The following is a 23,496-nucleotide window of genomic DNA, read 5'->3' on the forward strand; positions in this document are numbered from 1 at the left end:
CGTCCTAGAACGTATTCGCCAACTCGGCGGCCGCACGCTGCAATCGGGGCACGAGCGACAAGGATCGTGATAGCGGAGATCGCACGGCGGGGGCATGGACGGCAAGGGCGGCAAGGACTTGGCCATCTGCATCGTAGATCGGGACGGCGACACAGGATATGCCTGCGATGAACTCTTCGTCATCGACGCCGATTTGCTGCTCGACGCAGCGCTCGAGTTCAGCCTCCAGGCGGCCCATGTCCGTGATGGTATTGGCCGTGAAGCGGTCCAGTCGCAACTGTTGCATGAGCGCGGTGCGTTGATTCCGGGGGAGCGCCGATAGCAGTAATTTCCCGCTGGCCGAACAATGCAAGGGCACACGGGAACCCGGTTGCAGGTCCAGGCGCAACGGCCAGGGTGCCTCGATCCTGTCAAGATACAGGATCGAGCTCTCGTGGAGCACGGTGACGTTGACGGTCTCCCCGATATCCTCGACCAACTTTGTCAACACCGCGTGGCGGAGTTGTTTGGGGCCTGATCGCGTGACGATCGCCAATCCGAGTCGCGCCAGCCGCGGCCCGACCGTATAGATATTGCGCGGGCCGGGCTCGCGCACCACGAGACCGCCTGCCACCAACGCAGAGAGCATCCGGTGCAGGGAGGCCTTGGGGGCATCGAAACCCTGGAGGATCTCCGCGGGACTGAGCGGCCGATCGGCTGCTACGAGAAATTCGAGCAGTGACAGCGCGCGCAATGTTGGCGTTTCCCTTTCAAAGGAAAGCTCCGGGGAAGGAGGGGTGAACGCCAGGTCCTGCTTGCCCGGTCGATGCGATGGTTCGGGGAGATTTATCGCCGTCATAGCGCGCTTCTGGTCTATTTGAGCAAAGTGGATTCGAATGCTGCGATTAGCCTATCGGCGTCCCCGGTTTCGAGGGCCCCCATGGTTGAGATCCTGAACAGCGTCTTGGATAGATCGCCCTGGCCTGCATAGATCACAAAACCGCGCGCTTTCAGTGCATGATGGAGGTGGACATATTCCAGACCGATTGGAAGTGCATAGGCACGTAGAACCACCGAGCTCATGGACTGTGGCAGCAGCTCTCGGACGCCCAGGGCAGTCAGGCCGCGGCGCACCTGGCCCGCCAACGCACCATAACGGTGATGCCGTGCCGTCCATCCACCTTCGTCACTGTGCTCGCGGAGGGCTTCCACCAGCGCGTAAAGGGCGTGCACGGCCGGCGTGAAAGGGGTGTTGCGCTGGTCCTGTAATTTGGCATGACGCAACACGTCGAGGTAGTAGGTGCGGCTTGTCGCGCTCGCGAGGGCCGTTCGGCGTGCAATGACGAAGGCAATCCCCGGGACGCCGTGCAGGCACTTATTGGCGGTGGCGGCGACGGCGTCGATGCTGCCACTGAAATCGATCGCCTCCGCGCCGAAGCTGCTGACGGCATCGACAAGAAGCCGCACGCCATGCGCCTGACACAGGCTGTCGATGGCCAGGAGGTCGTTCAGGCGGCCCGTGGTGGTTTCGTGATGGATCACGGCCACGTGCGTGATGCCCTTGTCTGAATGGAGCGCAGCCTCAATGCGTCCGATGTCCGGCGCGTCCATCCAGGCGTGTTTCACAATAATGTGCGGGATCTGGTATTGCGCGGCAATCTGCGCGATGCGTTCGCCGTATACACCGTTCTGTACGATCAACAGCTTGCCGCCCGCCGGCACAAGGCCGGCGATCATGCTTTCTACGGCGGCCGTGCCGGATCCCGTCAGCAGCACCGAGGCCCATTCATCGCTGTGGAGTCCGTACACGCCGCCGATACGCTGCCTGGCCTCATCCTGGAGGTCGAAAAACTCGCTCTCGCGGTGGCAAAGATCCGGCTGCAGGAGACTACGGCGAACACGCTGGGACAGTGTGACGGGACCGGGGTTGAGAAGCAGCATGGGTGATCCGGGTAATGATCGGGTTGGAAAAGCTGGCCTCTTCCTGTGGAGAAGCCAGCCGGAAAGATCAAAGGGACACTTCGATGGATGCCAGGCGCTTTGCGGCCTGTGCTTGGACGACGGTCACCGCAATGACGTGAAACACGTCGTCCGCACTGCATCCGCGCGACAGATCGTTGGCTGGCTTGCGAAGGCCTTGGAGTAGCGGTCCGATGGCCTTCGCGCCGCCCACGCGTTCCGCGAGCTTGTAGCCGATGTTGCCGGCCTCGAGGCTGGGAAAGACCAGGACATTGGCATGGCCTTGAACTTGGGAGTGGGCAATCTTCTTCGCCGCGATCTCCGCGACGATGGCTGCATCGAGCTGCACGTCGCCGTCGATGGCCAGCGCTGGCCGCCGTTGGCGGACCATCTCGGTCGCCCGGACCACCTTGTCGACGGCAGGGTGATGTGCGCTGCCGCTGGTTGAGAAGGAGAGCATCGCCACGCGTGGCTCCTCCAGCAACAGGGTTGACGCACTATCTGCGCCAGCCATCGCGATTTCGGCGAGCTGACAATCATCGGGGTCGATCACCAGACCGCAATCGGTAAAGATGACGCCGCCTTTGACCGTATGAAACGGTTCGCAGAGCATCATGATGAAAAAGCTGGAAACCAGCTTGCACGCGGGGTCGAGGCCGATCAACTGAATGGCGCTGCGAACGACGTCTGCCGTGGTGTGCTCGGCACCAGAAACAGAGCCATCCGCATGCCCCATCCGCACCAGCATGTTGGCAAAGCATAGAGGCTTGCGGACCTCCGTCGCGGCGGTGCCGCGCGACATCCCTTTTGCCTCACGCAGGCGGAAAAGTTCCTCCGCGAAGGGTTCGGCAAACTCGGCGCCCTCCGGGTCGAAGAGCGTGATGCCGCGGAGGTCGACGCTGGCGTCGTCGGCGCTTGCGGTAATCCTGTGGCGATCGCCCACCAGAATGGGATGGGCGACGCCTTCGGCTATCGCGCGCTGCGCGGCAAGAAGAACCCTGGGATCTTCCGCTTCGCAGAGCGCGATGCGTTGGGGATCCGCACGGGCACGATCGATAATCCGGTGAATCGCTTTCATGATGGAATCCCCAAAACCGAATCAGACGAAGTCCTTGTACTTGTCGAGCAGGCGCACTGGCTTCGACAGGGCATCCCGACGGAACGGATCGCCAAGTTCGCGCGTACACATGATCTCGATGATCGTGGTCTTGCCATGATTCATCTGCAGATCGACTGCTCGCTTCAGCGCAGGGCCGACATCTTCGAGTCGATCGACAACAATGCCCTCGGCGCCCATTGCCTTGGCAATGCCGGCAAAGCTCTGGTTGTCCAATTCACCGGCCACGAAGCGGCGGTTATAGAAGTCCACCTGATTCTTCTTCTCGGCGCCCCATTGGCGGTTGTGGAATACCACTGCGGTCACCGGAATGTTGTGGCGCACGCATGTCATGGTCTCCATCAGGCTCATGCCCCATGCGCCGTCGCCCGCGTAGGAGATCGCCGGACGATGCGGCGCCGCAACCTTCGCGCCAATAATGGTGGGGAAGGCGTAGCCGCAGTTGCCCCAGCTCATGGCTGCGAAGAAGCTTCTCGGCTTTTCGAAACGCAGATAGCTGTTTGCCACCGAGTTGATGTTCCCGATGTCAGTGGACAACATCACGTCCGCCGGCATGGCGCGTTCGAGCTCGCGCAGCACCTGACGCGGGTGGAGGTAAGTGCCGCCTGTCGGCGTACGCTCGTGTTGCTGCTCCTCGATCATGTCGAGGCTGTAGGGATCGCGTTCGTGCGTCCACTCATCGAGCTCCTTCTCCCACGCAGCCTTTTCGGCAGCGATCTCGGCCGCCCGGCTATCGCGACTACTGTCACAGGCGAGCGCACGATTCGCCAGTCGCTGGGTGAGCGCCACGGCGGCGGCCTTGGCGTCGCCGCAGATGCCGACCGAGATTTTCTTGACGAGGCCGAGCATCTTGTGGTCCGCGTCGATCTGGATGATCTTTGCGGTCTTCGGCCAGTAGTCCATACCGTGCTGCGGAAGGGTGCCGAAGGGGCCCAGGCGGGAGCCAAGCGCGACCACCACATCGGCGCGCGAGATCAGCTTCATGGCGGCCTTCGAGCCCTGGTATCCAAGCGGGCCGCACCAGAGCGGATGGCTCGCCGGGAACGAATCGTTGTGCAGATAGCTGTTGACGACCGGGGCGCCCAGACGCTCCGCCAAGGCCTTGCATTCCTCGACGCCATCCGCCATGACTACGCCACCGCCCGAAATGATGACCGGGAACTTCGCATTGGCCAGCAGTTCGGCCGCTTCATTCAGACTTTGCTCTCCACCGGGGCCGCGATCGAGTCGTTGCGGCTTGGGGATCTCCGCCTTGATCTGCCCGTAGAAGTAGTCGCGCGGAATATTCAGTTGGGTGGGGCCCATTTCGGCCATGGCGCGATCGAAACAGCGTCCAGTGAACTCGGCCATGCGCGCCGGATGCGTGACGTGGCCTTGATACTTGGTGAATTCCTGGAACATCGGAAGCTGCTTGGCCTCCTGGAACCCGCCGAGGCCGATGCCCATGGTGCCGGCTTCGGGTGTCACGATCACCACCGGGCTGTGGGCCCAATAAGCCGCCGCAATCGCCGTCACACAATTACTGATGCCCGGGCCGTTCTGGCCGATGACGACGCCATGTCGACCGGAGACACGGGAGTACCCGTCGGCCATATGCCCAGCGCCCTGTTCGTGAACCACCGGGATGAGCCTAATGCCGGCCGGCGCGAAGATATCCATCGCATCCATGAACGCGGAACCCATGATGCCGAACATGTCGGTGACGCCGTTCGCGGCCATGGTCTCAACGAAGGCTTCCGACGGCGTCATGGCCTGCGGGCCCGTATCCGTCGAAGCCGCGGCACCACCTTTGTCGCCAGCGGCAATCGTGTTTTCTGAGTCTCGCATCGTTTGTCTCCTGTCTCGAAAAACGGAACACCACGTTCCGAAAAAGCCGTTTGTGCAAAGTTAGGACGAAACTTGCGAGAAGTCAACACTCGATGTCGAGAAATTGCAGTCCTTCGGCTCGAAATCTAAATTAAGCAGTTCAATAATGAGACATATTGTTCAGAAAGACGGTTACTAGGCGCAATTTCCAACCGCGGTGCCCCTGGGAATACTGCGGTTAACACTAGTAACGGAACGTTTGGTCTCAACTATGATGTGTCTAACGTCGCAAATATGGACGTTATTTACCGATCTGCCGAGGAGCGTTAAGCGCGGCACCGGGCGAGCGAGGAAGGACTACAACTAAATTTGAGTTCATCGATAGGCGGCTTGCGATCGCCTACAGAACACGGAGACAACGATGTCACGACGTCAACTGGTTGCTGTACTGGCCGCAGCATGTGCATTGCCGGTCAGCTTTTCCGTCTGCGCTGAAAAGGCATGGCCGCAGAAGCCGATCAAACTGATCGTTCCCTATCCTGCGGGGGCGGTCTCCGACTTCCTCGGCCGCCAGGCCGCTAACGTGATGTCGCAGGAGCTTGGTCAGCCCGTCGTCGTGGAAAACAAGCCTGGAGCCGGCACCAATATTGGTTCAGAGAACGTGGCGAAGGCTGCGCCGGACGGCTACACGCTCCTGCTGGCCAGTACCACCAACTCCGTCAACATGACGCTGTTCCCCAAGATGACGTATGACACGCTGAAGGACTTGGCGCCGGTGTCGATTCTTGCGAACGTGCCGAACTGGCTGGTAGTGAACACCAATTTTCCCGCGAAGAACGTTTCCGAACTGATTGCCTACGCAAAGCAAAAGCCGGGGGAGGTGGCGTATGCATCGGCCGGTCCCGGTAGCCCCGCTCACCTCGCCGCAGAGCAGTTCAATCGCATGGCGGGGGTCAAGCTACGCAATATCGCGTACAAGGGAGCCTCGCCCGCCATCACCGATGTCATGGCAGGTCACGTGCCTGTGATGTTCACCAACTACGCCGCCGTCCGCGGCGCAGTCGACGCCGGCAGGGTCCGAGTTCTGGCCACCGGCGGGGCAACACGCTGGCCATCGATGCCAAATGTACCGACAGTCGCTGAGTCCGGTGTGGCGGGCTACGAAGCGGGCGCATGGTATGGGCTGATGGCCCCGGCGGGGACGCCGCCGGAGATCATCGCAAAGATCAATCGTGCACTGGCGGGCCTTCGGTCACCGGCGATGGAGGAATCATTCCGGAAGCAGGGCGCCGAACTTGTACTGTCCACACCTGACGAGATGAAGCAGAAGATTCAGGCCGAGATTCCTTATTTCGCAAAGTTGATCAAGGACGCAGGCATTACGATCGAATAGGATAGGCGGTCAGTTTCTTGTCTGTGAGCGGCGGCCCCTCAGGGGCCGCCGCTCTTTGTCAACGCTTGGAGATTTCGAGACCGCGTTCAGGAAGGGTAGGTACGTTGGAGGGTGGAGAGGAAAGCTGGCGCGGGCTTGTAGCCCACGACGCGTTCCGTCTTGAGCTTGCCATCCGCCCCATAGAAGATCGTCGACGGCGGGCCGAAAATTCCGAACCGTCGGAGCAGTGCCCGATCCTCCTGCGAGTTCGCCGTTACATCTGCTCGCAACAGTACGAATCGTTGCAGTTTATCTTTCACGCTGGCATCCGCGAACGTGAAACGTTCCATCTCCTTGCAACTCGTACACCAATCGGCGTAGAAATCCAGCATGACCGGACGCTGGTCGCGCGCAGCCTGCGCGAGCCTTGCATCCAGCTCGTCAACATTCCTAACCGATTCGAAGTGCAGATCAGCCCGATGCGGATCAATCGCACCCGAATCCCCAGCGGCGCTTGAGACGATGGTGAACTGACTAAGGGGTTGCAGTACGTCCCGGCCGCCCGAGCTAACCCCCAGGATCAGCACCACGCTGAGCGTCACGGCGAGAAGGCCAATCGCCTTCCTCACCTGCGCGAGCGGTGCGGACACCGGGATGGGAGCCAGTGCTCCTAGTGCGACGCCTACTGCCAGGAGCAGGGTTGCCACGGCGAGCATGAATATCCAAGACGGCATAATTGGATTTGCCATCCAGAGCGCCAGCGCCAGGAGCATGTACCCAGAGGCCGTCTTCGTATGTACCATCCATCCGCCAGTGCGAGGCAGCAATGCGCCGGCGCCCGCGCCGACGAGAAGCAACGGCGTGCCCATTCCCAGAGCCATCGAAAAGAGTGCGCTGCCGCCAATCATGGCATCCCCGCTCCGGGCGATGTAGGCAAGGGCACCAGCAAGTGGTGCGGTCACGCAAGGACCAACGATCAGGGCGGACATTGCGCCCATGAGCGCTGCACCGATGAACTGTCCACCGTGGAGCTTGCCAGAGGAAGCCTGCAGGCGAGACAGCCAGGACTGGGGAAGTTGCAGTTCATAGACGCCGAACATGGCGAGTGCCAAGACGGACAGCAGCATGGCGAAGCTGGCGAGGACCCATGGCGCCTGGAGAAACGCGGTCAGGCTCTCGCCGATGATGCCTGCCGTGACGCCCACGCCGGTATAGATGACCGACATGCCCAGCACGTACGCGGCCGACAATCCCAACGACCGCCACCGTCTCGCTTCGGCACCTACGACGATGGCCGATAGAATCGGGACCATTGGAAGTACGCAAGGCGTTAGGGCCAGCAGGACCCCCAATCCGAAAAACAGCGAGACGACCAGCATCAGACTGCGGCTGGAGAGTGCCTGGTCGATTCGCGCGGAGACGTCCGGCGGCGATGAAGACGCCAGTTCGGAATCTTCCATCTGCGGCGTATGCTCCGCGACCGTTGTAGCGCCGCGATTGATGACAGGGGCAGCATGCTCACCCGTTAGCGCGGACATCGGCACGGTATGCTGCTGCGGCGGATAGCAGATCCCGGCGTCGGCACACCCCTGAGACGTGACTTGCAGCACCCAGGCACCAGGCGCGGATCCTTCATCGAAGGGGAGTTCAATAGTGACGCCCTTGCGATAGATGTCGACGTCCTTGCCGAACGTCTCATCAAATTTCCGTTCCGCAGCGGGATACGCTGGCGCGAGCAGCCGGACGTTGTCCGGGCTTGCGGAGAAGGCAAAGCGCTCGCGATACATGTAGTAGCCGTCTTCGACATCGAAATGGACAGCGACAGTGTGAGCGTCGACGCGATCTGCTGTGAATCGGAATGCCTGGTCGGGCGGCAGGAAATCCGCGCCAAGGGCGAACCGCGGGGCCAAGCACAGCAATGCCCAAATCAGACCCGGACGTGTGCCGGGGAGGGGCAGGCGACCCATCAGGCGAACGATCCAGCTTGCCCAGAGCTGTGCAGACCGAGACAGCGCAGCGACCCTGCTTGCAACCTCAATGGCCGGCGTCATCACTGAAACCTCGCGAGTTCGGGGTCCGAGATTTTCTGTCGCGGCAGCCCCGTGATCCGCGTGAGCTCGCTCAACTTTGGCATGCCGGCTTGCAGATGCACCTCCCCCTTTTCGTCTTTCCAGACGAACCCGGGTGTTCCACCAAACTTGAAGCGCTCCATCAGGATGGCGTTGCTTTCCAGCCCCTTCTGAATCGAGGCAGCCTTGCCAGGTTCCATCTTCAGCGTCGCGGTCCACGGCTTGCCGTGATTCGACTCCATCGAGCGGAAGGTGGCAGTTTTGTCTGCCGAGCCCAAGATCTCGACGGCCTTGGGCAGGCTAGATGGCTTGATGACGGCAACCATTACCCATCTGACCTGCAGGCCAGCCGCCTCATAGGGTTGCAGCGCCTTCCACGCGAGGTGGCAGTATGGACATTCCGGGTCGGTAAAGATGTAGAGCACCCGCTTCGGATTGGCTTGCGTTCCCTCTACGACTTGCGGCGTCTTTTCCAGTTCTGCATACAGGCCGGAGAAATCGGCTTTCGGGATGTACCGATCTTCGTACTCGGCCGAGAGGATCTTCCCGTTATCCGTCACAAGATTGCCAATGAGCATCGTTTTACGGTCGCCGGTCGTGTAAACGATGGAGTGCTCACCGTCTCGCTCGAGTACCCAGCCCGTGAGGCCCGAGGCCGCAGGGAAGCTCTTTACGATTATGATCCCGTTTTTCACGGCGTCTTGGATGACGCCAGGGTATTCGGATGCGCCGCCTGCCATCGAGGGTTCGGCGATGCAGAGGAACGTCAGCAGTGTGCCCGCACACGCGGCGCTGAGGACGGCAATTTTTGGCTTTCGGAAGATTGGATTGGACATCCGCAATGGAAAGGTTTCATTGGCAGAACTCGGATCGCCGCAGCAGGTCGCACAGAAGCGCCTGGTGTTCACGATGAGAGACAGTCCGTGGGCTTGCACGGATCTGGCGGATGCTAGGATTCAATAATTAAGGCGTAGTTAAGGCATGGACTGCCTCGCCACGTGCGTGCCTGGAGCCCGGACGACGCTGTGAGGGATGCCCCCAAGTCCGAGTGCTCCTCGCTTGATCAGCCGTCAGTGGCGATCGGGAATTCGAGCCAGACGGTCAAGCCGGTCGACGGGCTTTGCAGCGTGAGTTTTCCTCCGTACTCGGACGCGATGGCCTGGACGATGGCGAGTCCGAGTCCGCTTCCCTCGACGGACGGATTGCAGCGCCAGAAGCGCTCTGTCGCGTGCTTAATCTGATCGGGCGAGAGACCTGGTCCACGGTCCACCACGAATAGGCGGACCCCTCGGCTGCCGGTCAGCTCGATGCCCGTATCTACGACGGTATCGAACGGTGCATGTCGCAAGGCATTTTCCAGCAGGTTCCGTATTGCCGACGCGAGGAGTGCTGGGGGGACGTTGACACTGGCTGAGCTGGAGTCGGACGGTGGAGTCACGACGACGCGGTCCATGGCGCCCATTGACGAACCCAGTTCCCGCACTGACTGGCGAAGCGTGTCCAGAACGTCCGTCATATGTGTGGCCGAATCGTCGTCCCCGGCCTCGACCCTTGCGAGAAGCAACAGGCTTTCCAGGGTGGCTTGCAGGCGCGACGCGCCCGCTTCGGCGTTGGCCATCGAGCGCTCTACTAGCGGAAGCGGTGCGTGATTGCGCAGACCAAGCAACGCCACCTGGATGTTAGTCTTGATGGCCGTCAGAGGTGTGCGCAACTCATGCGCGGCATCGTCCGAGAACTGCCTCTCACGCTGCAGCGCATCCTGAACGCGAATTAAGAGATGCTGCACCGTGCTGATCAGCGGGCGGAGTTCGCTAGGTGCTGCGATGGCGGGAAGCGGGCTGGTGTCGCCCGGAACGCGCTGTGCGAGGAGCAGTCGTATGCCTTCGAGTGGAGCAAGTCCCCGGTGAATGGCCAGCCACAGGATCGCGAGACTGCCCATCACCGCGGCGAGAAATGGCACGCCCCCGGACATCGCAAAGTCCCGCAGCAATCCACGCCTGACGTTTTCCGGCTCGGCCGTCGCGATCCGTATCCCATCACGTTGCAGCACGTAGACGCGCCAGGCCATCCCGCCGATCTCGTAGGTTCCATACCCCGGCTGGGCATGCATCAGACCGGGACTTCCCGTAGTGCGCGCCAGCAAGGTCGGTACCACGGTAGCTCGGGCAAGGCTGATCTCGCAGACCAAGCCGCCAGACGCGTCTTTGTCGAGGGGGAACGTCGGGGCAAAAGGCGCGTCGGGATGGGCTGTCGGAAGCCTGTCCATCAGGCTGGAGACCATCCTTGCCGATGCCTGCAATCGGGCGTCCAGCACCGATCGGACCTCGCGGTTGAAATCCCGGTACATCCATAAGCCAACGGCAGTCCACACCAGCGAAAGCGAGGTGCCGATGATGATCAGCAATCGGATCCTAAGGCTCATGCGAACGCTTCCACTGGTCCCAGCCGAAAGCCGAGTCCGCGAACGGTTTCAATTGTCCTTGGCCCGAGCTTTCGCCTCAGGTGGTGGATGTGAACGTTGACGGCGTTGCTCTCCACATTCGTGTCCAGCCCATAAATGCTGTCCTGGAGCTGAGAGGTCGTCAGAATCTGCTGCGGGTACTGGAGAAACGCCTGGAGGAGTCTGAACTCGCGGCGCGTGAGTTCGATCAAGATACCATCGCGGTGTACCTCCCCGCTGTCGGGCGCAAGCGTGATCGCCCCCCAACGATAGCGATTGACGATTGTCCCCGTCGAGCGTCTGAGAACGCTCTGCATCCTGGCGACCAGCTCGTTGAGGTCAAAGGGCTTTGTCAGGTAATCATCGGCGCCGGCCTGTAGACCCGTGATCTTGTGCCTGACGGAATCGCGCGCCGTCAGCGCGATCACCGGAAAACTGACACCGTCCGCGCGCCATTGCCGCAGGAGATGGACCCCATCGGTGTCGGGCAATCCGAGGTCGAGCACGCAGAGATCAAAATGAGTGGATCGTCGTACGCTCTGGGCACTGCTGGCGTTACCCACGGGCGTCACCTCGAATCCATGCATGCGCAGGCCGGTCGCGACCCCGTCGCATACCAGCGGATCATCTTCGACAAGCAAGACATGCATTTTTCTTCACTTCCAATTCAACTGCGACAGATTCTTCCGTCTCGATGTTAACGGTCTGTTAACGCTTGTCATGCAATCTCGACGCGCGCCGCAGACCTCCCGGGTGCCTTTCGCCGGGCTCGGATACATCATAGGCGCGGCATCCTCATTACGGACCTGACATCGACAGCATGCCCCGCAAAGGGTTCCTTCCCACCATCCTCCTTTCCGCCCTGATGACCGCTACAGCCGCCACGCCCGAGGAATCCCGACTTTTCGACGTTCTTCGCAAGCAGGGCGTGGCCGTACTGGGGCCCATTGCGGCGCAAGGCGGGTTGAACGCCTGGGCGGCGGAAAGCGACGGGCGACCGATCGCCATTTATCAGGCCCCAGACAGGAAGCACGTTGTGATCGGGACGATGCTCGATATGGCCGGGCGGGAGGCTGGCAAATCGGACGTGGTCGCGGCAGTACGTGTCAGCCTGTCCAATGCCGTGATGGAGCAGTTGGCGAGCACGACCTGGATTGGCGAGGGCAGGGCCGATGCGCCACGCATCGTCTACGTATTTACCGATCTGAATTGCGAATCGTGTTTCAAGTTCTGGCTCGACGCCCGACCTTGGGTCGACAGCGGTAAGGTGCGACTCCGGCATATCCTTGTCGGGTTGCGCGGGCCGGAAAGTGCCGGTCGTGCCGCGGAAGTCCTGACCGCCGCTGACCCTTCCTCCGTCTTTCTCAAGCGAGTGGACGAATGCGCGATGAAGGCGGCCCACCCGCATCTGCCCTGGGCGTTCCGTTGCGAGATGCCGACAGCCTCCGCTACCGAAGTCGTCCAGCACCAGATGGATGGCAACATGCGCGTGCTGAGGCAGTTCGGATTCAATCAGCTACCTGCGCTCGTCTGGATCGACCAGCACGGTGAGTTGAGAAAGCAGATCGGGGTGCCCGAGGACACGCTCATGAGCATCTTCGAGCAATGACGGCCAGGATCGCACGGCCGGCCATGGCGCGAAGCAGTGTTCTGCGCAAGGTCGCGGCCGGCACTGCCAGGGACGGGCGGCTATCGGTCGGTCTTTCGAGAAGTCGCCGGTACGGCGCGGACCCGCCAAGTGGCGAAGGCAGCCAGCGACCGGCCCGTTTTCTTGCTCGCCTGTCTATTGGGGCTGACCTAAAAATAGCTCGTAGCCAAACAGTGCGGCACTGCCTCCCGTATGGACGAAGATGACGTTCTCATGCTTGGCATAGCGACCCGATCGAACGTAGTGAATCAGGGCGGCCATGCTCTTCCCCGTGTAGACCGGGTCCAGCAGAATGCCTTCATGGCGTGCCACGAGATCAATCGCCTCTCTGACCGCGGGCGTCGGCAGGCCGTATCCCGGCCCAATGAATTCGTCATCGACCCGTACCCGGGCAGGAATGTCCCCCGCGGGCAGTTCGAGCTCGCGGCAGACGGCAGCGGCCAGATGTCCAACCTTTTCCGCCTGGACGGATGACGGTGCGCCCACGCTGATACCGGACACCGTACAGGAACTCCCCAGGGCATCAAGGCCCACGATGAGCCCCGCATGGGTGCCTGCGCTGCCCGAGGCCACGACGAGGTGATCCGCGGGAACCTGTAGTTCGGCGGTCTGGGCCAGAATCTCCGCCGCGCACTCCACGAAACCCAGTGTCCCGATCACGTTTGATCCACCAACCGGAATCACATAGGGCGAGCGGCCGGCATCGCGCAGGCGCTGCGCAACGTCTGCCACCAAAGCGGGCATGTCGGCGCCCGACGGCACAGAAACAATCGAGGCGCCCAGCACTTTATCCAGCAGCGCGTTGCCCGACGCACTGTATTGCGGGTCCATGGACGGTACACGCGCTTCGAGTACGACCGTACATTGGAATCCCATCTTTGCGGCGGCGGCCGCTGTCTGCCTGGCGTGATTGGATTGCGTCGCACCACTTGTGACAATGGTGTCAGCGCCTTGCCGCTGCGCGTCGCCGAGAAGAAACTCAAGCTTTCGGGTCTTGTTTCCGCCCGTGGCAAGTCGGGAGCAGTCCTCGCGCTTGATGAACAAGGAGGGTCCCCCGAGCAACTTTGTGAGTCGGGGCAAGTACTCCAATGGTGTATGCGTTCCCCCCAAGAACATTCGCGGGTATCGCTGCAGATCAAGATGATGCATGGCAGGGCGACCTCGGCTAGTGGGTAAGAATCTTCGACAGGAAGTCTGCAGCACGGCTGGAGCGCGCGGACGCGCCGTCGAAGAATTCGTGCGTCGCGCAATCCTCGACAATTTGGCCGGCGTCCATGAACACGACGCGGTTACTGACACGACGAGCGAATCCCATCTCATGGGTCACGCACATCATGGTCATCCCTTCGCTGGCCAATTGACTCATGACATCCAGTACTTCGCCGACCATCTCCGGATCGAGTGCCGAGGTGGGTTCGTCAAAAAGCATGACGATGGGGTCCATGCTGAGGGCTCGGGCGATCGCCACGCGCTGCTGCTGGCCACCGGAAAGTTGCCCAGGATATTTGTCCTTGTGCGCAAGCAGCCCAACGCGGTCGAGCATCTTGAGCCCTCGGGCGTGTGCCTCCGACTTGCTCCGGCCCAGCACCTTGATTTGTGCAAGCGTCAGGTTTTCCGTCACGGAGAGATGCGGGAAGAGTTCAAAGTGCTGAAAGACCATGCCGACGCGGCTGCGCAACTTGGACAGATTCGTGCGCGCGTTGGTGACGGATGTCTCCGCGACATGAATCTCGCCCTTCTGGATTGGCTCCAGGGCGTTGACCGTCTTGATGAGCGTGCTCTTGCCAGATCCCGAGGGACCGCAGACAACGACGACGTCCCCCTTGGCGATACGCGTTGAACAGTCGGTGAGTACCCGAAAGTCACCATACCACTTTGAAACATTATCGATACTGATCATGGCGCAACCTTATTATCTAACGACGGCCAGGCGGAACTGGAGTCGCTTAACCATCAAGCTGAGTGAATAACAAATGCAGAAATATGTGACGCTGGCGATCAGGTAGGTTTCAACCGGCCGATTGAAGTTGACGCCAACAATTGAGAAACCCTTCAGTAGGTCATAGGCGCCGATGGCGTAGACCAGCGACGTTTCCTGAAACAGGACGATCGTCTGCGTCAACAGCAGTGGCAACATTGCGCGGAAGGCTTGGGGAAGCACGACGAGTCGCATGCATTGCCCATATGTCATGCCCATGGCGTAGCCGGCGTTGATCTGCCCGCGGGTGACGCTTTGTATGCCGGCGCGCATAATTTCGGAATAGTAGGCCGCCTCAAATGCAATGTAAGTGATGATCGCCGATAGCTCGGCGCCGATCGGGTGCCCAACGAAGAGTGGGATCAGCAGATAGAACCAGAGAATGATCATCACCAAGGGAATCGATCGCAGCGTGTTGACGTACGCCGAGGCTGAGCGCTCCAACCAGCGTCGACCCGACAGCCGCATCAGTGCCAATACCGTGCCCAGAGCAATACCGCACAACATGGCGATCAAGGTGAGTTTGACCGAGAAGAAAAGTCCCTTCTTTATGAAAACGAGGAACGTATCCCAGTTGAAGAAAGAGAAATCGAGAGTGTTCATTTCTTGAATCCGAGCATGCCAGGTATGCAGAATCGATTCTCGATGCGTCTTGCGGTCAGGTTAACCGTGAACGTCGATGCGAAATAGAGAAGGGTGACCGCGAGATAGATTTCAATCCCCCGAGACGTCTCTTCCTGCGCCTGCATGGCGAACATGGTCAGTTCGGAAACGCTGACCGCAAAGGCGACGGAAGAGTTCTTGACTATCGTCATTGCCTCGCTGGTGAGCGGCGGTGCGATGATGCGAAACGCCACGGGCAGCAGAATGAATCGATACGTTTGCCACCGGGTGAGACCGAGCGCCTGGCCGGCAGCCCGCTGGCCTTTGGGGATCGCCTGAATGCCGGTACGAACTTGCTCCGCTATCCGCGCGGAAGTGAACAGTCCCAATGCGGTGACGACAAGCACGAATCGGGGCGTGCCTGACAAGCCGGGAATCAACTGCGGCGCAACGTGATACCAAAGAAAGACCTGCAGTAGCAAGGGGATGTTCCGGAACAGATCGATCCAGATGCTGCTTGCCCGTAGGATGAGCTTGTTATCGAACGTGCGAATCACGCCGATGATCGTTCCCATAATCACGCCGACCGCGAGGGCGCAAGCAGCAACGGAGAGGGTCCACCCCCAGGCGGAAAGCATCCAATCCAGGTACGTAATACTGCCATTCTCACCGAAGCATCGTGGCGAGATCTCGCCACTGATCGTGTCCGTGCAGAAAACCTGCCAGTCCCATAGATTCACAACAAATCCCCACACCTATTGCTGAATGATGAAAGCTCATTCATGGTTCGCAGAACATTCTTGAAAAAACTGAGAGAAGGGGGACTGTTTCGAGTCGTCCCCCTATTCCGCTGAGGTGAGAAGAATCTACAGCGCAGGCTTGTCCGAGAGCGTCTTCATGTTGTCGCGCAGCGGCTGACTCATCGGGACATTAAGCGTAATGCCCTTGGGCGGGATCGGCGTTTCGAACCACTTCTTATACATCGCATCAAACTCGCCGCTTTTCATGAGGCCGGAGATCGTGTCGTCCACGAGCTTCTTGAATTCAGGATCGTCGCGGCGGAGCATGATGGCAAAGGGTTCGACCTGAATGGCATCGCCGATGATTGCGTAATCGCCCGGGTTGCGCGATCCGGCGCGTTGGCCATAGAGGAGAATGTCGTCCATGCCGAAGGCAGCCGCCTGGCCGGACTGTACGAGCAGCATCGCCTCGGCATTGTCTTTGGCGGCGATGATCTCCATCCCCAGATTTCGCTCCTTATTGACACGACGGAGTACCAGGAGATTCGACGAGCCAACGGTCGAGACGACCGTTTTCCCCTTCAGATCGGCGATGGAGCCGATGCCGGCGCCCGACTTCACAAGGAATCGGGTTCCCGTGTAGAAGGTGTTCGTGGCAAATGCGACTTGCTTGGCGCGTTCCTTATTGTTGGTAGTGGAGCCGCACTGCAGGTCGATGGTGCCGTTTACAAGCAGGGGGATTCGGTTTTGGCCAGTCACTGGCTGGCTTTTGATGGCAATGTCATTGCGCCCGACGGTCTTCTTTACGGACCCGACGATCTTCTGGCAGATCTCCCAGGTGAAGCCCGTGGGCGCTGCATTGTCCCCGAGATACGAGAAAGGAACGGCCGTTTCCTGGTAGCCGAGCGTGATCGCACCGGAGCTCTTGATACGACTGAGCGTATCGGCATCAGATGCATAAGCGTTGCACGCGATGAGCGTCAGCGTAGCGATAAGAAGGTGCGCGGATTTCATGGTCGTAGGCTTCCTGGTGAGGTCGGTGCATGGTCGTTGTTGGATTCATTAAAGCAAATTGGAAATTTACCGAGAAGCGCATTATGTTCATGAGACTTTTGAGTTCTTGTCTAAAATCAATATGGTAATTCCAAAATACAACGACAAAAGCCACGACAAAATGTCGTGGCCATCCTCCTGTGGATTGCCGATGGAGGCTACGCGATGTTTGATATGAGGAACTTAAGCACTTGCAAGTGAATAGAGTTCCCGAGGATATTCCTTGGCGTAGGGCATACCGGATGCTGCAAGGGCATCACGCTCCCAAGGTGGCGTGTCGCCAAATTCATTTGCCAGAAAATCGATAAAGCTTCTAATGAGTGGATTTTCGTATTTGGAGCGGTAGTACATGGCGTACAGCGTATGGACAATCGCTGCCCGGTATTGAGGCACCACGACGCGGAGATGGCCTTTGCTGATGTCGGCCGCCACCAGATAGGTTGGCAGGCAAGCAATGCCCCGATGCTCGAGTGCGGCTTCTCGTAGTGCCAGACTCGAGTTGGAGGTCATGCGCGGCGTGACTTTGATGTGTTGCGTATGTTCGTCTCGCCGGAATGTCCAAGCCCCGTCGAGCGTCATGGCAGGATAGACCAAGCAAGCGTGACGCGTGAGATCCTGGGGATGATCGATGTCGGCGTGATTGGCCAGATATTCGGGTGAGGCGCAGTACAACCAGCGGATGCAGGCCAGCTTTCTTGCGGCATAGCCCCAGTGCGTGTCCGCGGTGATACGAAGCGCGACGTCGAAATTCTCCTCAGAGAGATTGACGTAGCGATCGTCCAGAATGATGTTGGCGTTGACCTCGGGGTACGCTTCGAGATATCTACCGACGATATTTGTCAGTTGCTTGGTGCCGAACGCGATAGAGCTGCTGAGCTTGAGATTTCCATGCGGGTGCCCAAACTGGCGCGCGGTATCGAGGGTGTTCTCCACATCGGAGAGGATCGATGTTGCCCGCTCAAGGAATAGCCGTCCTCCCTCGGTAAGGGTGAGGCTGCGTGTCGTGCGTTTGACAAGCAGCACGCCCAAGCGCTCTTCGAGCTGAGCCAGGCTTTTGCTCACGGCAGAGGGAGACAGGTGGAGGTCCCGCGCGGCGGCTGACAGGCTTCCTGATTCGGCGATTCTTGCGAATACCGTCATTTGGGTAAGTGTGGCAAAGCTCTTCATCTCATACCCTATCTCATCGCGGCCATCGTCTGGCTGGCATCCGGATTCAGAGCAATTCCCGGACCAAGCTAAAGACCTTCCCGGAACCTTCCGCCACGGCGAACTGCACCGAAAAAGCGTCTCGTCGTCACGCATGCCCCGAATGCAGGCAAAGCCGTCGCCTGGATGGCGCAGGGGCGGCTGGCAGCTCTGCGTCTCGTGAGACGCTAATACATAGTATGCAAATGGAACTATTTGTTCCATTCGGGTAAATCCCATGCCGGGAAATGGGCAATGATTCGGAGGTCACATGGCCAGCCCGATCGACCGTGCAGGGAGTGCGATACGGCTCGATGTCGCTGTGCGCCGAAGTCGAGGGCGCGTACGCAAATGGGGGAGTATTGCTGGGTGCCGCGTGGGGTCCAAGATGTCGGCAAGCCGGTGCGGGTACTCAGGACGTCGCCTGCAACCCACGCGTGCGGCGGTACGGGCAGTCAGGGGGAGGGGGGCTACAGGGGGGCGGCAACACGCGAACATCCGTGTCAGGCGGCGCGACCCGCATGGAGCGGGTCGTGAAGGTGCTAGCGAGCAAGCCTGACGGCGAGTCCGGGCGCTGCTTTACTTTGCTTCGAATTGCTGGAATGCCTCAAAGGCGCGTACGGAATAGACATACGCAGCGCCGGCGTTGAGGGCCATTGCCGTGCCAAGCGCATCGGCCAATTCAGCTTCGGTGACACCGGCCTGACGCGCGGCGCTGGCATGGGAGGCGATGCAGCCCTCGCAGCGGGTCGTCACCGCGACGGCCAGTGCGATCAACTCGCGCGTGCGTGCGTCGAGCGCACCGTTGCCATTCTGATTGGTGTTCAGCGCCACGAAGCCTTCCATCAGCTTCGGCGAGGCCTTTGCGAATACTGCGCCTGCGGCACGGTTCTTCTTGAGTTGCTCGATCCAGTCCTTGATCATTGATATATCTCCATTGGGTGACGACAAGCCGTGTCATGCATGCGCTTCTGCGTGCGTGTACGGGAATGCCCCCCAATTCTTAGCCACAAGCACGTGGTAGCGAAAGCGCAAGTTCGTCCAAGCACCTATGAATCGCATTCAAAGATCAAGGCGGTGACGGGAAAGCGGCGGTTCGGTGGATGACGTGCCGAGGCGGCATGTCGCGCCATGCCGCCGCGATCCCCGGCGCTGGATTTGCCAGCATGCCAATGAGGGGGGCTATCCTTCAATCACCTGCTGCTCCCGGCGTGCATGCAGGAGCACCACGGCAATGGCGGCCACCACCACGGGCGGCAACACATACAGACACACGGTGGCCCAGCTTCGGGTAGTGACCAAGGAGCCGGAGGTAAACGACCCGACGACCATCGCGGCGAAAATGACGAAGTCATTCAGCGACTGCACACGTGTTCGCTCTGCCGCTGAATGGCAGGTGAGTACCAACGCGGAGGCCCCGAGAAATCCGAAGTTCCAGCCAATGCCGAGCAGAACCAGCGATAGCCAGAAATGGTTGATCGTCAGCCCACTCATGCCGGTCAGCGCCGCCAAGCAAAGCAGGGCGAGGCCTGTGAGAATGATGCGGGATGTGCCAAACCTTGCAATCAACCGGCCGGTGAAGAAGCTGGGAGCGTACATCGCGATCACGTGCCATTCAATGCCCAGGTTGGCGGCCTCGCGAGGGATGCCGCATATGTCCATTGCCAAGGGCGCTGATGTCATCACGAAGTTCATCATCATGTAGCTGACGACGCCGCAAAGCACCGCGATGAACAAGGGGGACTGCCGCAGGATGATGCGCAATGGCCGTCCGCCAGTGGCCGCTTCTGCGATCGCGTGCTCGAAGCGAACGCCGCGAAGGACGATGGCGGAGAGGGCCGCCGCCACGGCGGCTGCCAAATACGTGGCGGCGTATGTATGCGGTGCCCAAAGGGTCATGGTGGCCGTGGCTAGCTGGGGCCCAAAGACTCCCGCAGCAACGCCACCCGCCAGCACCGTTGAGAGGGCCTTAGATCGCAGTTCGGGCGTGACACATTCCGCGGCGGCAAAGCGGAAGCTCAGGACCACTGCCGCATATGCGCCGCCGAACAACATCGCCAAGCAAAACAACGCAAAGGAGCCGATGACAATGGCCAGTGCGGCTAGCAAGCCCGTGAAGACACCGCACGCATTGCCGACAAGGAAGGCAGTCGGTCGACCATAACGCCTCGCGGTGGCACCGACCGGAAGCGTGGCCAGGGCCATGCCGGTCACAAAGACTGAAATGGGTAACGTAGCCAATTCGGGACGCGGGGCCAATGTATGGCCGATGATCGCGCCGGTGGCGTACACGACCGTGGAATTTGCACCGGCGAGTGCCTGGGCAGCGGCCAGGCGCAAGACACTGGCATTCAGTCCGCGAGAGCGCATCGTCAGCGTTGGGGTGCAGGGGTTGAGGCGGCGACCTGCAGACCGGTCGCCAGTCGTCGGATCGCTTCGTCCACGGTGCTGCGTGGGCAGGCGAGATTGATGCGCATGTAGCCGTCTGCCGTGGCGCCGAATTTGGAGCCAGGGTCGAGCCAGAGACCTACGTGCCGAAGCATGTAGTCGTGAAGCTCGGCGGGCGCGAGACCGAGTGCCCGACAGTCCATCCAGGCGAGGTAAAGTGCACCAGTCGGTACCACGTGAATTGGCAGCGCATGATCGCGAACACTAGCCGCGAAATGGCGTTGGTTTTCGCCAACGTAGTCGATCATCGCGTCCACCCACGACTCGCCAAATCGATAGGCTGCCTCACAGGCAGCGGCACCCACTGTGTTCACCAGGTTCAGGCCGCCGCGTTCACATTGCGAACGGAAGGCTTCCCGGAGTCGTGGGTTGGGGATAAAGATGTTGGCGCACTGCAGGCCTGCTGTATTGAACGTCTTGCCGGGAGACGTGCAAACGATGCAGTGGTTGGCAATCTCGGGATCCAGCGAGGCGAACGGTATATGTTGCAGGTTGCGGTCAAAGATCAGATCCGCATGGATTTCATCGGAGACGACGAGGATGCCGTGCCGCTGGCAGATCGCGGCCATTGCCATCAGGTCTTCGCGTGACCACACGTTCCCGGTCGGATTATGGGGATTGCACAGGATAAAGAGCTTCGTGCCGGGCCGAATTGCGGCTTCAAACGCCTCGGGATCAAATCGGTAGCCGTCGGCCGTGCGCGTGAGGGGGACTTCCAGCAACCGTCGGCCGTTGATGACGATGTCATGATGGAAGTGGATGTACACCGGGGGTTGCACCATGACGTAGTCACCGGGGTGCGAGAAGGCCTGGATTGCCATGTTCAGCGCATTGACGACGCCGGAAGAGGGGACCAGCCACTCGGAACGCACTGCCCAGTTGAAGCGCCGGCGTTGCCAGTCAACGGCCGCCTCAATATAGCTCTCCGACGTTTGACCATACCCGAACACACCGAATTCCGCTTCGCGGTGTATCGCGTCGAGAATAGGTTGTGCAACACGAAAATCCATGTCCGCAACCCACATTGGGAGCGGATCGCTCGCTTGCTGTGCCGGTGTCAGCCGGTGCCTCATACCGTCCCATTTCATCGAATTCGTGCTGGTCCGGTCAATAATCTGGTCGAAGTTGTACATAAGCGATGCTCAAGATGAACTGGCTTCAATCTTGGGCACGTCCGCCGCGCAGCAGAAGCGCAACTTCCTACAAAGACCTGTGACTGTCGTTCAAAGATGAGGATTCGGGCCCGTGTTACCGTGAGGGGAGGTCGCCAATCCCGTCCGCCGGCGGCGCGTTCCGTGGGATCTGACCGGCAGGCCTCGCGACGGCCGGGCCGCGTTGGCAAGCCGCCGTCGTGGCGACGCAATGCGCGGAAGCGGCTCTCGGGGGCGGAGCAATGCGGGGCAAGGGGGGCGCGACGGGTTCATCTGCGGACCGCGCCCCGGAGCTAGCCGCTTGCCCCTGCGGATTTAACGCTGTGTGATGAACTTGGTCACCAGATAACCATCGAAGGTCTCAGCGCCACCCTCACTGCCCATCCCGGAGTCCTTGACCCCGCCGAACGGCGTTTCGGCAAGCGAGATCCCGAACTGGTTGATCGCCACCATACCGGCTTCCAGCGCATCCGCCACCGTTGTGGCGGTCTGAAGCGAATTGGTGAAGACATAGGCGGCCAACCCGTAGGGCAGGCTGTTCGCACGCTGGATGACGTCGTCGGTCGCGTGGAACCGAACGATGGGGGCAACCGGGCCAAAAGGCTCTTCGACCATCAGGCGTGCAGTATCCGGCAATCCGGCGACTACCGTCGGTTCGAAGAAAAAACCATCCGTTCCGATGCGATTGCCACCGAACGTGACCTCGCCACCCAGCTTGCGGGCGTCGTCGAGAAAGTCCGCCATGGCTTCGACACGGCGGCCGTGCGCAAGCGGCCCCATTTCCGTGGTGGGGTCGAGTCCATCGCCGACGCGCACGGACGCCATCGTCTCCGTGAACTGCGCCACGAAGCGGTCATAGACTTTGGCATGCACGTAGAAGCGTGTCGGTGCAATGCAGACCTGGCCAGCATTGCGGAGCTTGAACCTCGCCAGCGTCTGGGCCGCCTGCGCAACATCGGCGTCGTCAAACACGATGACCGGCGAATGACCGCCCAGTTCCATGGAGACCCGCTTCATGTACGTTCCAGCCATCGCCGCGAGCTGCTTGCCCACGGGCACGGAACCGGTGAAGGAGACTTTGCGCACCACAGGCGACGCGATGAGATGTGCGGAAATGGTGGGCGGGTCGCCCCAGACCACATTGAGCACGCCGGGCGGAAGACCGGCGTCGTGAAACAGGTGGGCGAGCGCAACGACGGCGCTGGGGGCATCTTCCGGCCCCTTCAGGACCATCGCACAACCCGCGCCCACGGCGGCAGAGATCTTTCGGATGGCCTGGTTGAAGGGGAAATTCCATGGTGTGAACGCCGCGCAGACGCCGACCGGCTCTCGTACCACCATTTGTCGAATGCCGGGTTCTCTTGGGGGAATGACGCGCCCGTAGATGCGACGACATTCTTCCGCGTGCCATTCCGCGTGCTCGGCGCAACGCAGGATCTCGGACAGAGCCTCCTCTAGCGGCTTGCCCTGGTCGCGCGTGAGATCTCTGGCAATGTCGTGCGCCCGTTCTCTTGCTAGCGTGGCGACTCTGCGCAGGATCGCTGAGCGGTCCAGCGGTGAACTTTTGCGCCAGCTCTGAAATGCCCGCTCAGCGGAAGCGAGGGCATGGTCCAGATCCGCTGTGGTCGCAACCGGCAGTTTGCCTAGGACTTCGGAGGATGCCGGATTCAAGACGTCAATTGTCTGCCGGTCCTGAGCACTGATAAATGTGCCGTCGATGTACAGGGAGAGTTCGCGGTACGGAGGCAGGCCTTCACGCGATGTCTGATGGGGGGTCGTTGTCATCGTTGATGCGGGGTGGTCTAACGCCATGAGGTGGGGGCGAATCGCTCAGCCAGTCAATCCAGGAGCGTTTCCCGGAGACAATAAGCTGCCTCGCGGCAAGCCAATGGCCGGTCTCCGGGATGCGGGCATGGAAAGGGCGGCGCGATCGTGCGCCGCCCAGTAT

General features: G+C 60.4%; 20 protein-coding genes. 2 read left to right on the top strand and 18 right to left on the bottom strand.

What is annotated here, in order from left to right; all coding sequences use genetic code 11:
- Positions 1-4: 4 nt before the first annotated feature.
- From QTN24_RS06930 to xsc, 4 genes are all read right to left on the bottom strand, one after another.
- On the bottom strand, positions 5-838 hold the full coding sequence (locus tag QTN24_RS06930) for an IclR family transcriptional regulator (protein WP_144198169.1): 834 nt from the start codon (positions 836-838) through the stop codon (positions 5-7).
- A gap of 14 nt (positions 839-852) precedes the next feature.
- Positions 853-1,920: a 2-aminoethylphosphonate aminotransferase gene (locus QTN24_RS06935; protein WP_144198170.1), complete on the bottom strand. Its 1,068-nt coding sequence runs from the start codon at positions 1,918-1,920 to the stop codon at positions 853-855.
- A gap of 67 nt (positions 1,921-1,987) precedes the next feature.
- A complete protein-coding gene (gene pta / locus QTN24_RS06940; RefSeq protein WP_144198171.1) occupies positions 1,988-3,016 on the bottom strand; it encodes a phosphate acetyltransferase in 1,029 nt (342 codons plus the stop codon).
- A gap of 21 nt (positions 3,017-3,037) precedes the next feature.
- A complete protein-coding gene (xsc, locus tag QTN24_RS06945; RefSeq protein WP_186296843.1) occupies positions 3,038-4,882 on the bottom strand; it encodes a sulfoacetaldehyde acetyltransferase in 1,845 nt (614 codons plus the stop codon).
- A gap of 400 nt (positions 4,883-5,282) precedes the next feature.
- Between xsc and QTN24_RS06950 the strand changes: the two genes are divergently transcribed.
- A complete protein-coding gene (locus tag QTN24_RS06950) occupies positions 5,283-6,254 on the top strand; it encodes a tripartite tricarboxylate transporter substrate binding protein (RefSeq protein WP_144198172.1) in 972 nt (323 codons plus the stop codon).
- Positions 6,255-6,340: 86 nt separating this feature from the next.
- Here QTN24_RS06950 and dsbD read toward each other — a convergent pair whose 3' ends face one another.
- The 4 genes from dsbD to QTN24_RS06970 form a co-directional block, all read right to left on the bottom strand.
- On the bottom strand, positions 6,341-8,284 hold the full coding sequence (gene dsbD, locus QTN24_RS06955; RefSeq protein WP_144198173.1) for a protein-disulfide reductase DsbD: 1,944 nt from the start codon (positions 8,282-8,284) through the stop codon (positions 6,341-6,343).
- Entirely contained in the window at positions 8,284-9,210 is a 927-nt protein-coding gene (gene dsbG, locus QTN24_RS06960; RefSeq protein WP_144198174.1) for a thiol:disulfide interchange protein DsbG, read from the bottom strand. Before dsbG (QTN24_RS06960) ends, dsbD begins: the two co-directional genes overlap by 1 nt.
- 155 nt (positions 9,211-9,365) lie before the next feature.
- Positions 9,366-10,706, bottom strand: coding sequence for an ATP-binding protein (locus QTN24_RS06965; RefSeq protein ID WP_160473967.1), 1,341 nt, complete (start codon positions 10,704-10,706; stop codon positions 9,366-9,368).
- A gap of 14 nt (positions 10,707-10,720) precedes the next feature.
- Positions 10,721-11,392 carry a response regulator transcription factor gene (locus QTN24_RS06970; RefSeq protein ID WP_144198176.1) on the bottom strand — a complete coding sequence of 224 codons (672 nt, stop codon included), beginning with the start codon at positions 11,390-11,392 and terminating at the stop codon, positions 10,721-10,723.
- 170 nt (positions 11,393-11,562) lie between these two features.
- Here QTN24_RS06970 and dsbG (QTN24_RS06975) point away from each other — a divergent pair, with 170 nt between their 5' ends.
- Positions 11,563-12,351, top strand: a complete 789-nt coding sequence (gene dsbG / locus QTN24_RS06975) for a thiol:disulfide interchange protein DsbG (protein WP_144198177.1) — start codon at positions 11,563-11,565, stop codon at positions 12,349-12,351.
- Positions 12,352-12,525: 174 nt separating this feature from the next.
- On the opposite strand, the gene QTN24_RS06980 is transcribed toward dsbG (QTN24_RS06975), so the two are convergent.
- From QTN24_RS06980 to QTN24_RS07025, 10 genes are all read right to left on the bottom strand, one after another.
- On the bottom strand, positions 12,526-13,539 hold the full coding sequence (locus QTN24_RS06980; protein WP_144198178.1) for a D-cysteine desulfhydrase: 1,014 nt from the start codon (positions 13,537-13,539) through the stop codon (positions 12,526-12,528).
- A 16-nt stretch (positions 13,540-13,555) separates the two neighbouring features.
- Positions 13,556-14,290, bottom strand: coding sequence for an amino acid ABC transporter ATP-binding protein (locus QTN24_RS06985; protein ID WP_144198179.1), 735 nt, complete (start codon positions 14,288-14,290; stop codon positions 13,556-13,558).
- 12 nt (positions 14,291-14,302) lie between these two features.
- Positions 14,303-14,971 carry an amino acid ABC transporter permease gene (locus tag QTN24_RS06990; RefSeq protein ID WP_144198180.1) on the bottom strand — a complete coding sequence of 223 codons (669 nt, stop codon included), beginning with the start codon at positions 14,969-14,971 and terminating at the stop codon, positions 14,303-14,305.
- Entirely contained in the window at positions 14,968-15,711 is a 744-nt protein-coding gene (locus QTN24_RS06995; protein ID WP_144198181.1) for an amino acid ABC transporter permease, read from the bottom strand. Before QTN24_RS06995 ends, QTN24_RS06990 begins: the two co-directional genes overlap by 4 nt.
- Before the next feature lie 126 nt (positions 15,712-15,837).
- On the bottom strand, positions 15,838-16,725 hold the full coding sequence (locus tag QTN24_RS07000) for an amino acid ABC transporter substrate-binding protein (protein ID WP_144198182.1): 888 nt from the start codon (positions 16,723-16,725) through the stop codon (positions 15,838-15,840).
- Between the two features lie 222 nt (positions 16,726-16,947).
- Positions 16,948-17,931 carry a LysR family transcriptional regulator gene (locus QTN24_RS07005; RefSeq protein ID WP_144198183.1) on the bottom strand — a complete coding sequence of 328 codons (984 nt, stop codon included), beginning with the start codon at positions 17,929-17,931 and terminating at the stop codon, positions 16,948-16,950.
- Between the two features lie 597 nt (positions 17,932-18,528).
- Entirely contained in the window at positions 18,529-18,873 is a 345-nt protein-coding gene (locus QTN24_RS07010; protein WP_144198184.1) for a carboxymuconolactone decarboxylase family protein, read from the bottom strand.
- A gap of 258 nt (positions 18,874-19,131) precedes the next feature.
- Positions 19,132-20,319, bottom strand: a complete 1,188-nt coding sequence (locus tag QTN24_RS07015; protein ID WP_144198185.1) for an MFS transporter — start codon at positions 20,317-20,319, stop codon at positions 19,132-19,134.
- Positions 20,320-20,321: 2 nt separating this feature from the next.
- Positions 20,322-21,530, bottom strand: coding sequence for a MalY/PatB family protein (locus QTN24_RS07020; protein WP_144198186.1), 1,209 nt, complete (start codon positions 21,528-21,530; stop codon positions 20,322-20,324).
- A gap of 333 nt (positions 21,531-21,863) precedes the next feature.
- Entirely contained in the window at positions 21,864-23,333 is a 1,470-nt protein-coding gene (locus QTN24_RS07025) for an NAD-dependent succinate-semialdehyde dehydrogenase (RefSeq protein WP_144198187.1), read from the bottom strand.
- Positions 23,334-23,496 lie beyond the last annotated feature (163 nt).

It is taken from the genome of Cupriavidus sp. SZY C1 (assembly GCF_032190535.1).
In the GTDB taxonomy this organism is placed as follows: Bacteria; Pseudomonadota; Gammaproteobacteria; order Burkholderiales; family Burkholderiaceae; genus Cupriavidus; species Cupriavidus pauculus_C.

What these genes read in the sequence shown, in the direction of transcription:
- QTN24_RS06930 (WP_144198169.1), bottom strand. Translation starts at nt 838, where the DNA reads ATGACGGCGATAAATCTCCCCGAACCATCGCATCGACCGGGCAAGCAG.
- QTN24_RS06935 (WP_144198170.1), bottom strand. Translation starts at nt 1,920, where the DNA reads ATGCTGCTTCTCAACCCCGGTCCCGTCACACTGTCCCAGCGTGTTCGC.
- pta (WP_144198171.1), bottom strand. Translation starts at nt 3,016, where the DNA reads ATGAAAGCGATTCACCGGATTATCGATCGTGCCCGTGCGGATCCCCAA.
- xsc (WP_186296843.1), bottom strand. Translation starts at nt 4,882, where the DNA reads ATGCGAGACTCAGAAAACACGATTGCCGCTGGCGACAAAGGTGGTGCC.
- QTN24_RS06950 (WP_144198172.1), top strand. Translation starts at nt 5,283, where the DNA reads ATGTCACGACGTCAACTGGTTGCTGTACTGGCCGCAGCATGTGCATTG.
- dsbD (WP_144198173.1), bottom strand. Translation starts at nt 8,284, where the DNA reads ATGACGCCGGCCATTGAGGTTGCAAGCAGGGTCGCTGCGCTGTCTCGG.
- QTN24_RS06970 (WP_144198176.1), bottom strand. Translation starts at nt 11,392, where the DNA reads ATGCATGTCTTGCTTGTCGAAGATGATCCGCTGGTATGCGACGGGGTC.
- dsbG (WP_144198177.1), top strand. Translation starts at nt 11,563, where the DNA reads ATGCCCCGCAAAGGGTTCCTTCCCACCATCCTCCTTTCCGCCCTGATG.
- QTN24_RS06980 (WP_144198178.1), bottom strand. Translation starts at nt 13,539, where the DNA reads ATGCATCATCTTGATCTGCAGCGATACCCGCGAATGTTCTTGGGGGGA.
- QTN24_RS06985 (WP_144198179.1), bottom strand. Translation starts at nt 14,290, where the DNA reads ATGATCAGTATCGATAATGTTTCAAAGTGGTATGGTGACTTTCGGGTA.
- QTN24_RS06990 (WP_144198180.1), bottom strand. Translation starts at nt 14,971, where the DNA reads ATGAACACTCTCGATTTCTCTTTCTTCAACTGGGATACGTTCCTCGTT.
- QTN24_RS07000 (WP_144198182.1), bottom strand. Translation starts at nt 16,725, where the DNA reads ATGAAATCCGCGCACCTTCTTATCGCTACGCTGACGCTCATCGCGTGC.
- QTN24_RS07005 (WP_144198183.1), bottom strand. Translation starts at nt 17,931, where the DNA reads ATGAAGAGCTTTGCCACACTTACCCAAATGACGGTATTCGCAAGAATC.
- QTN24_RS07010 (WP_144198184.1), bottom strand. Translation starts at nt 18,873, where the DNA reads ATGATCAAGGACTGGATCGAGCAACTCAAGAAGAACCGTGCCGCAGGC.
- QTN24_RS07015 (WP_144198185.1), bottom strand. Translation starts at nt 20,319, where the DNA reads ATGCGCTCTCGCGGACTGAATGCCAGTGTCTTGCGCCTGGCCGCTGCC.
- QTN24_RS07020 (WP_144198186.1), bottom strand. Translation starts at nt 21,530, where the DNA reads ATGTACAACTTCGACCAGATTATTGACCGGACCAGCACGAATTCGATG.
- QTN24_RS07025 (WP_144198187.1), bottom strand. Translation starts at nt 23,333, where the DNA reads ATGACAACGACCCCCCATCAGACATCGCGTGAAGGCCTGCCTCCGTAC.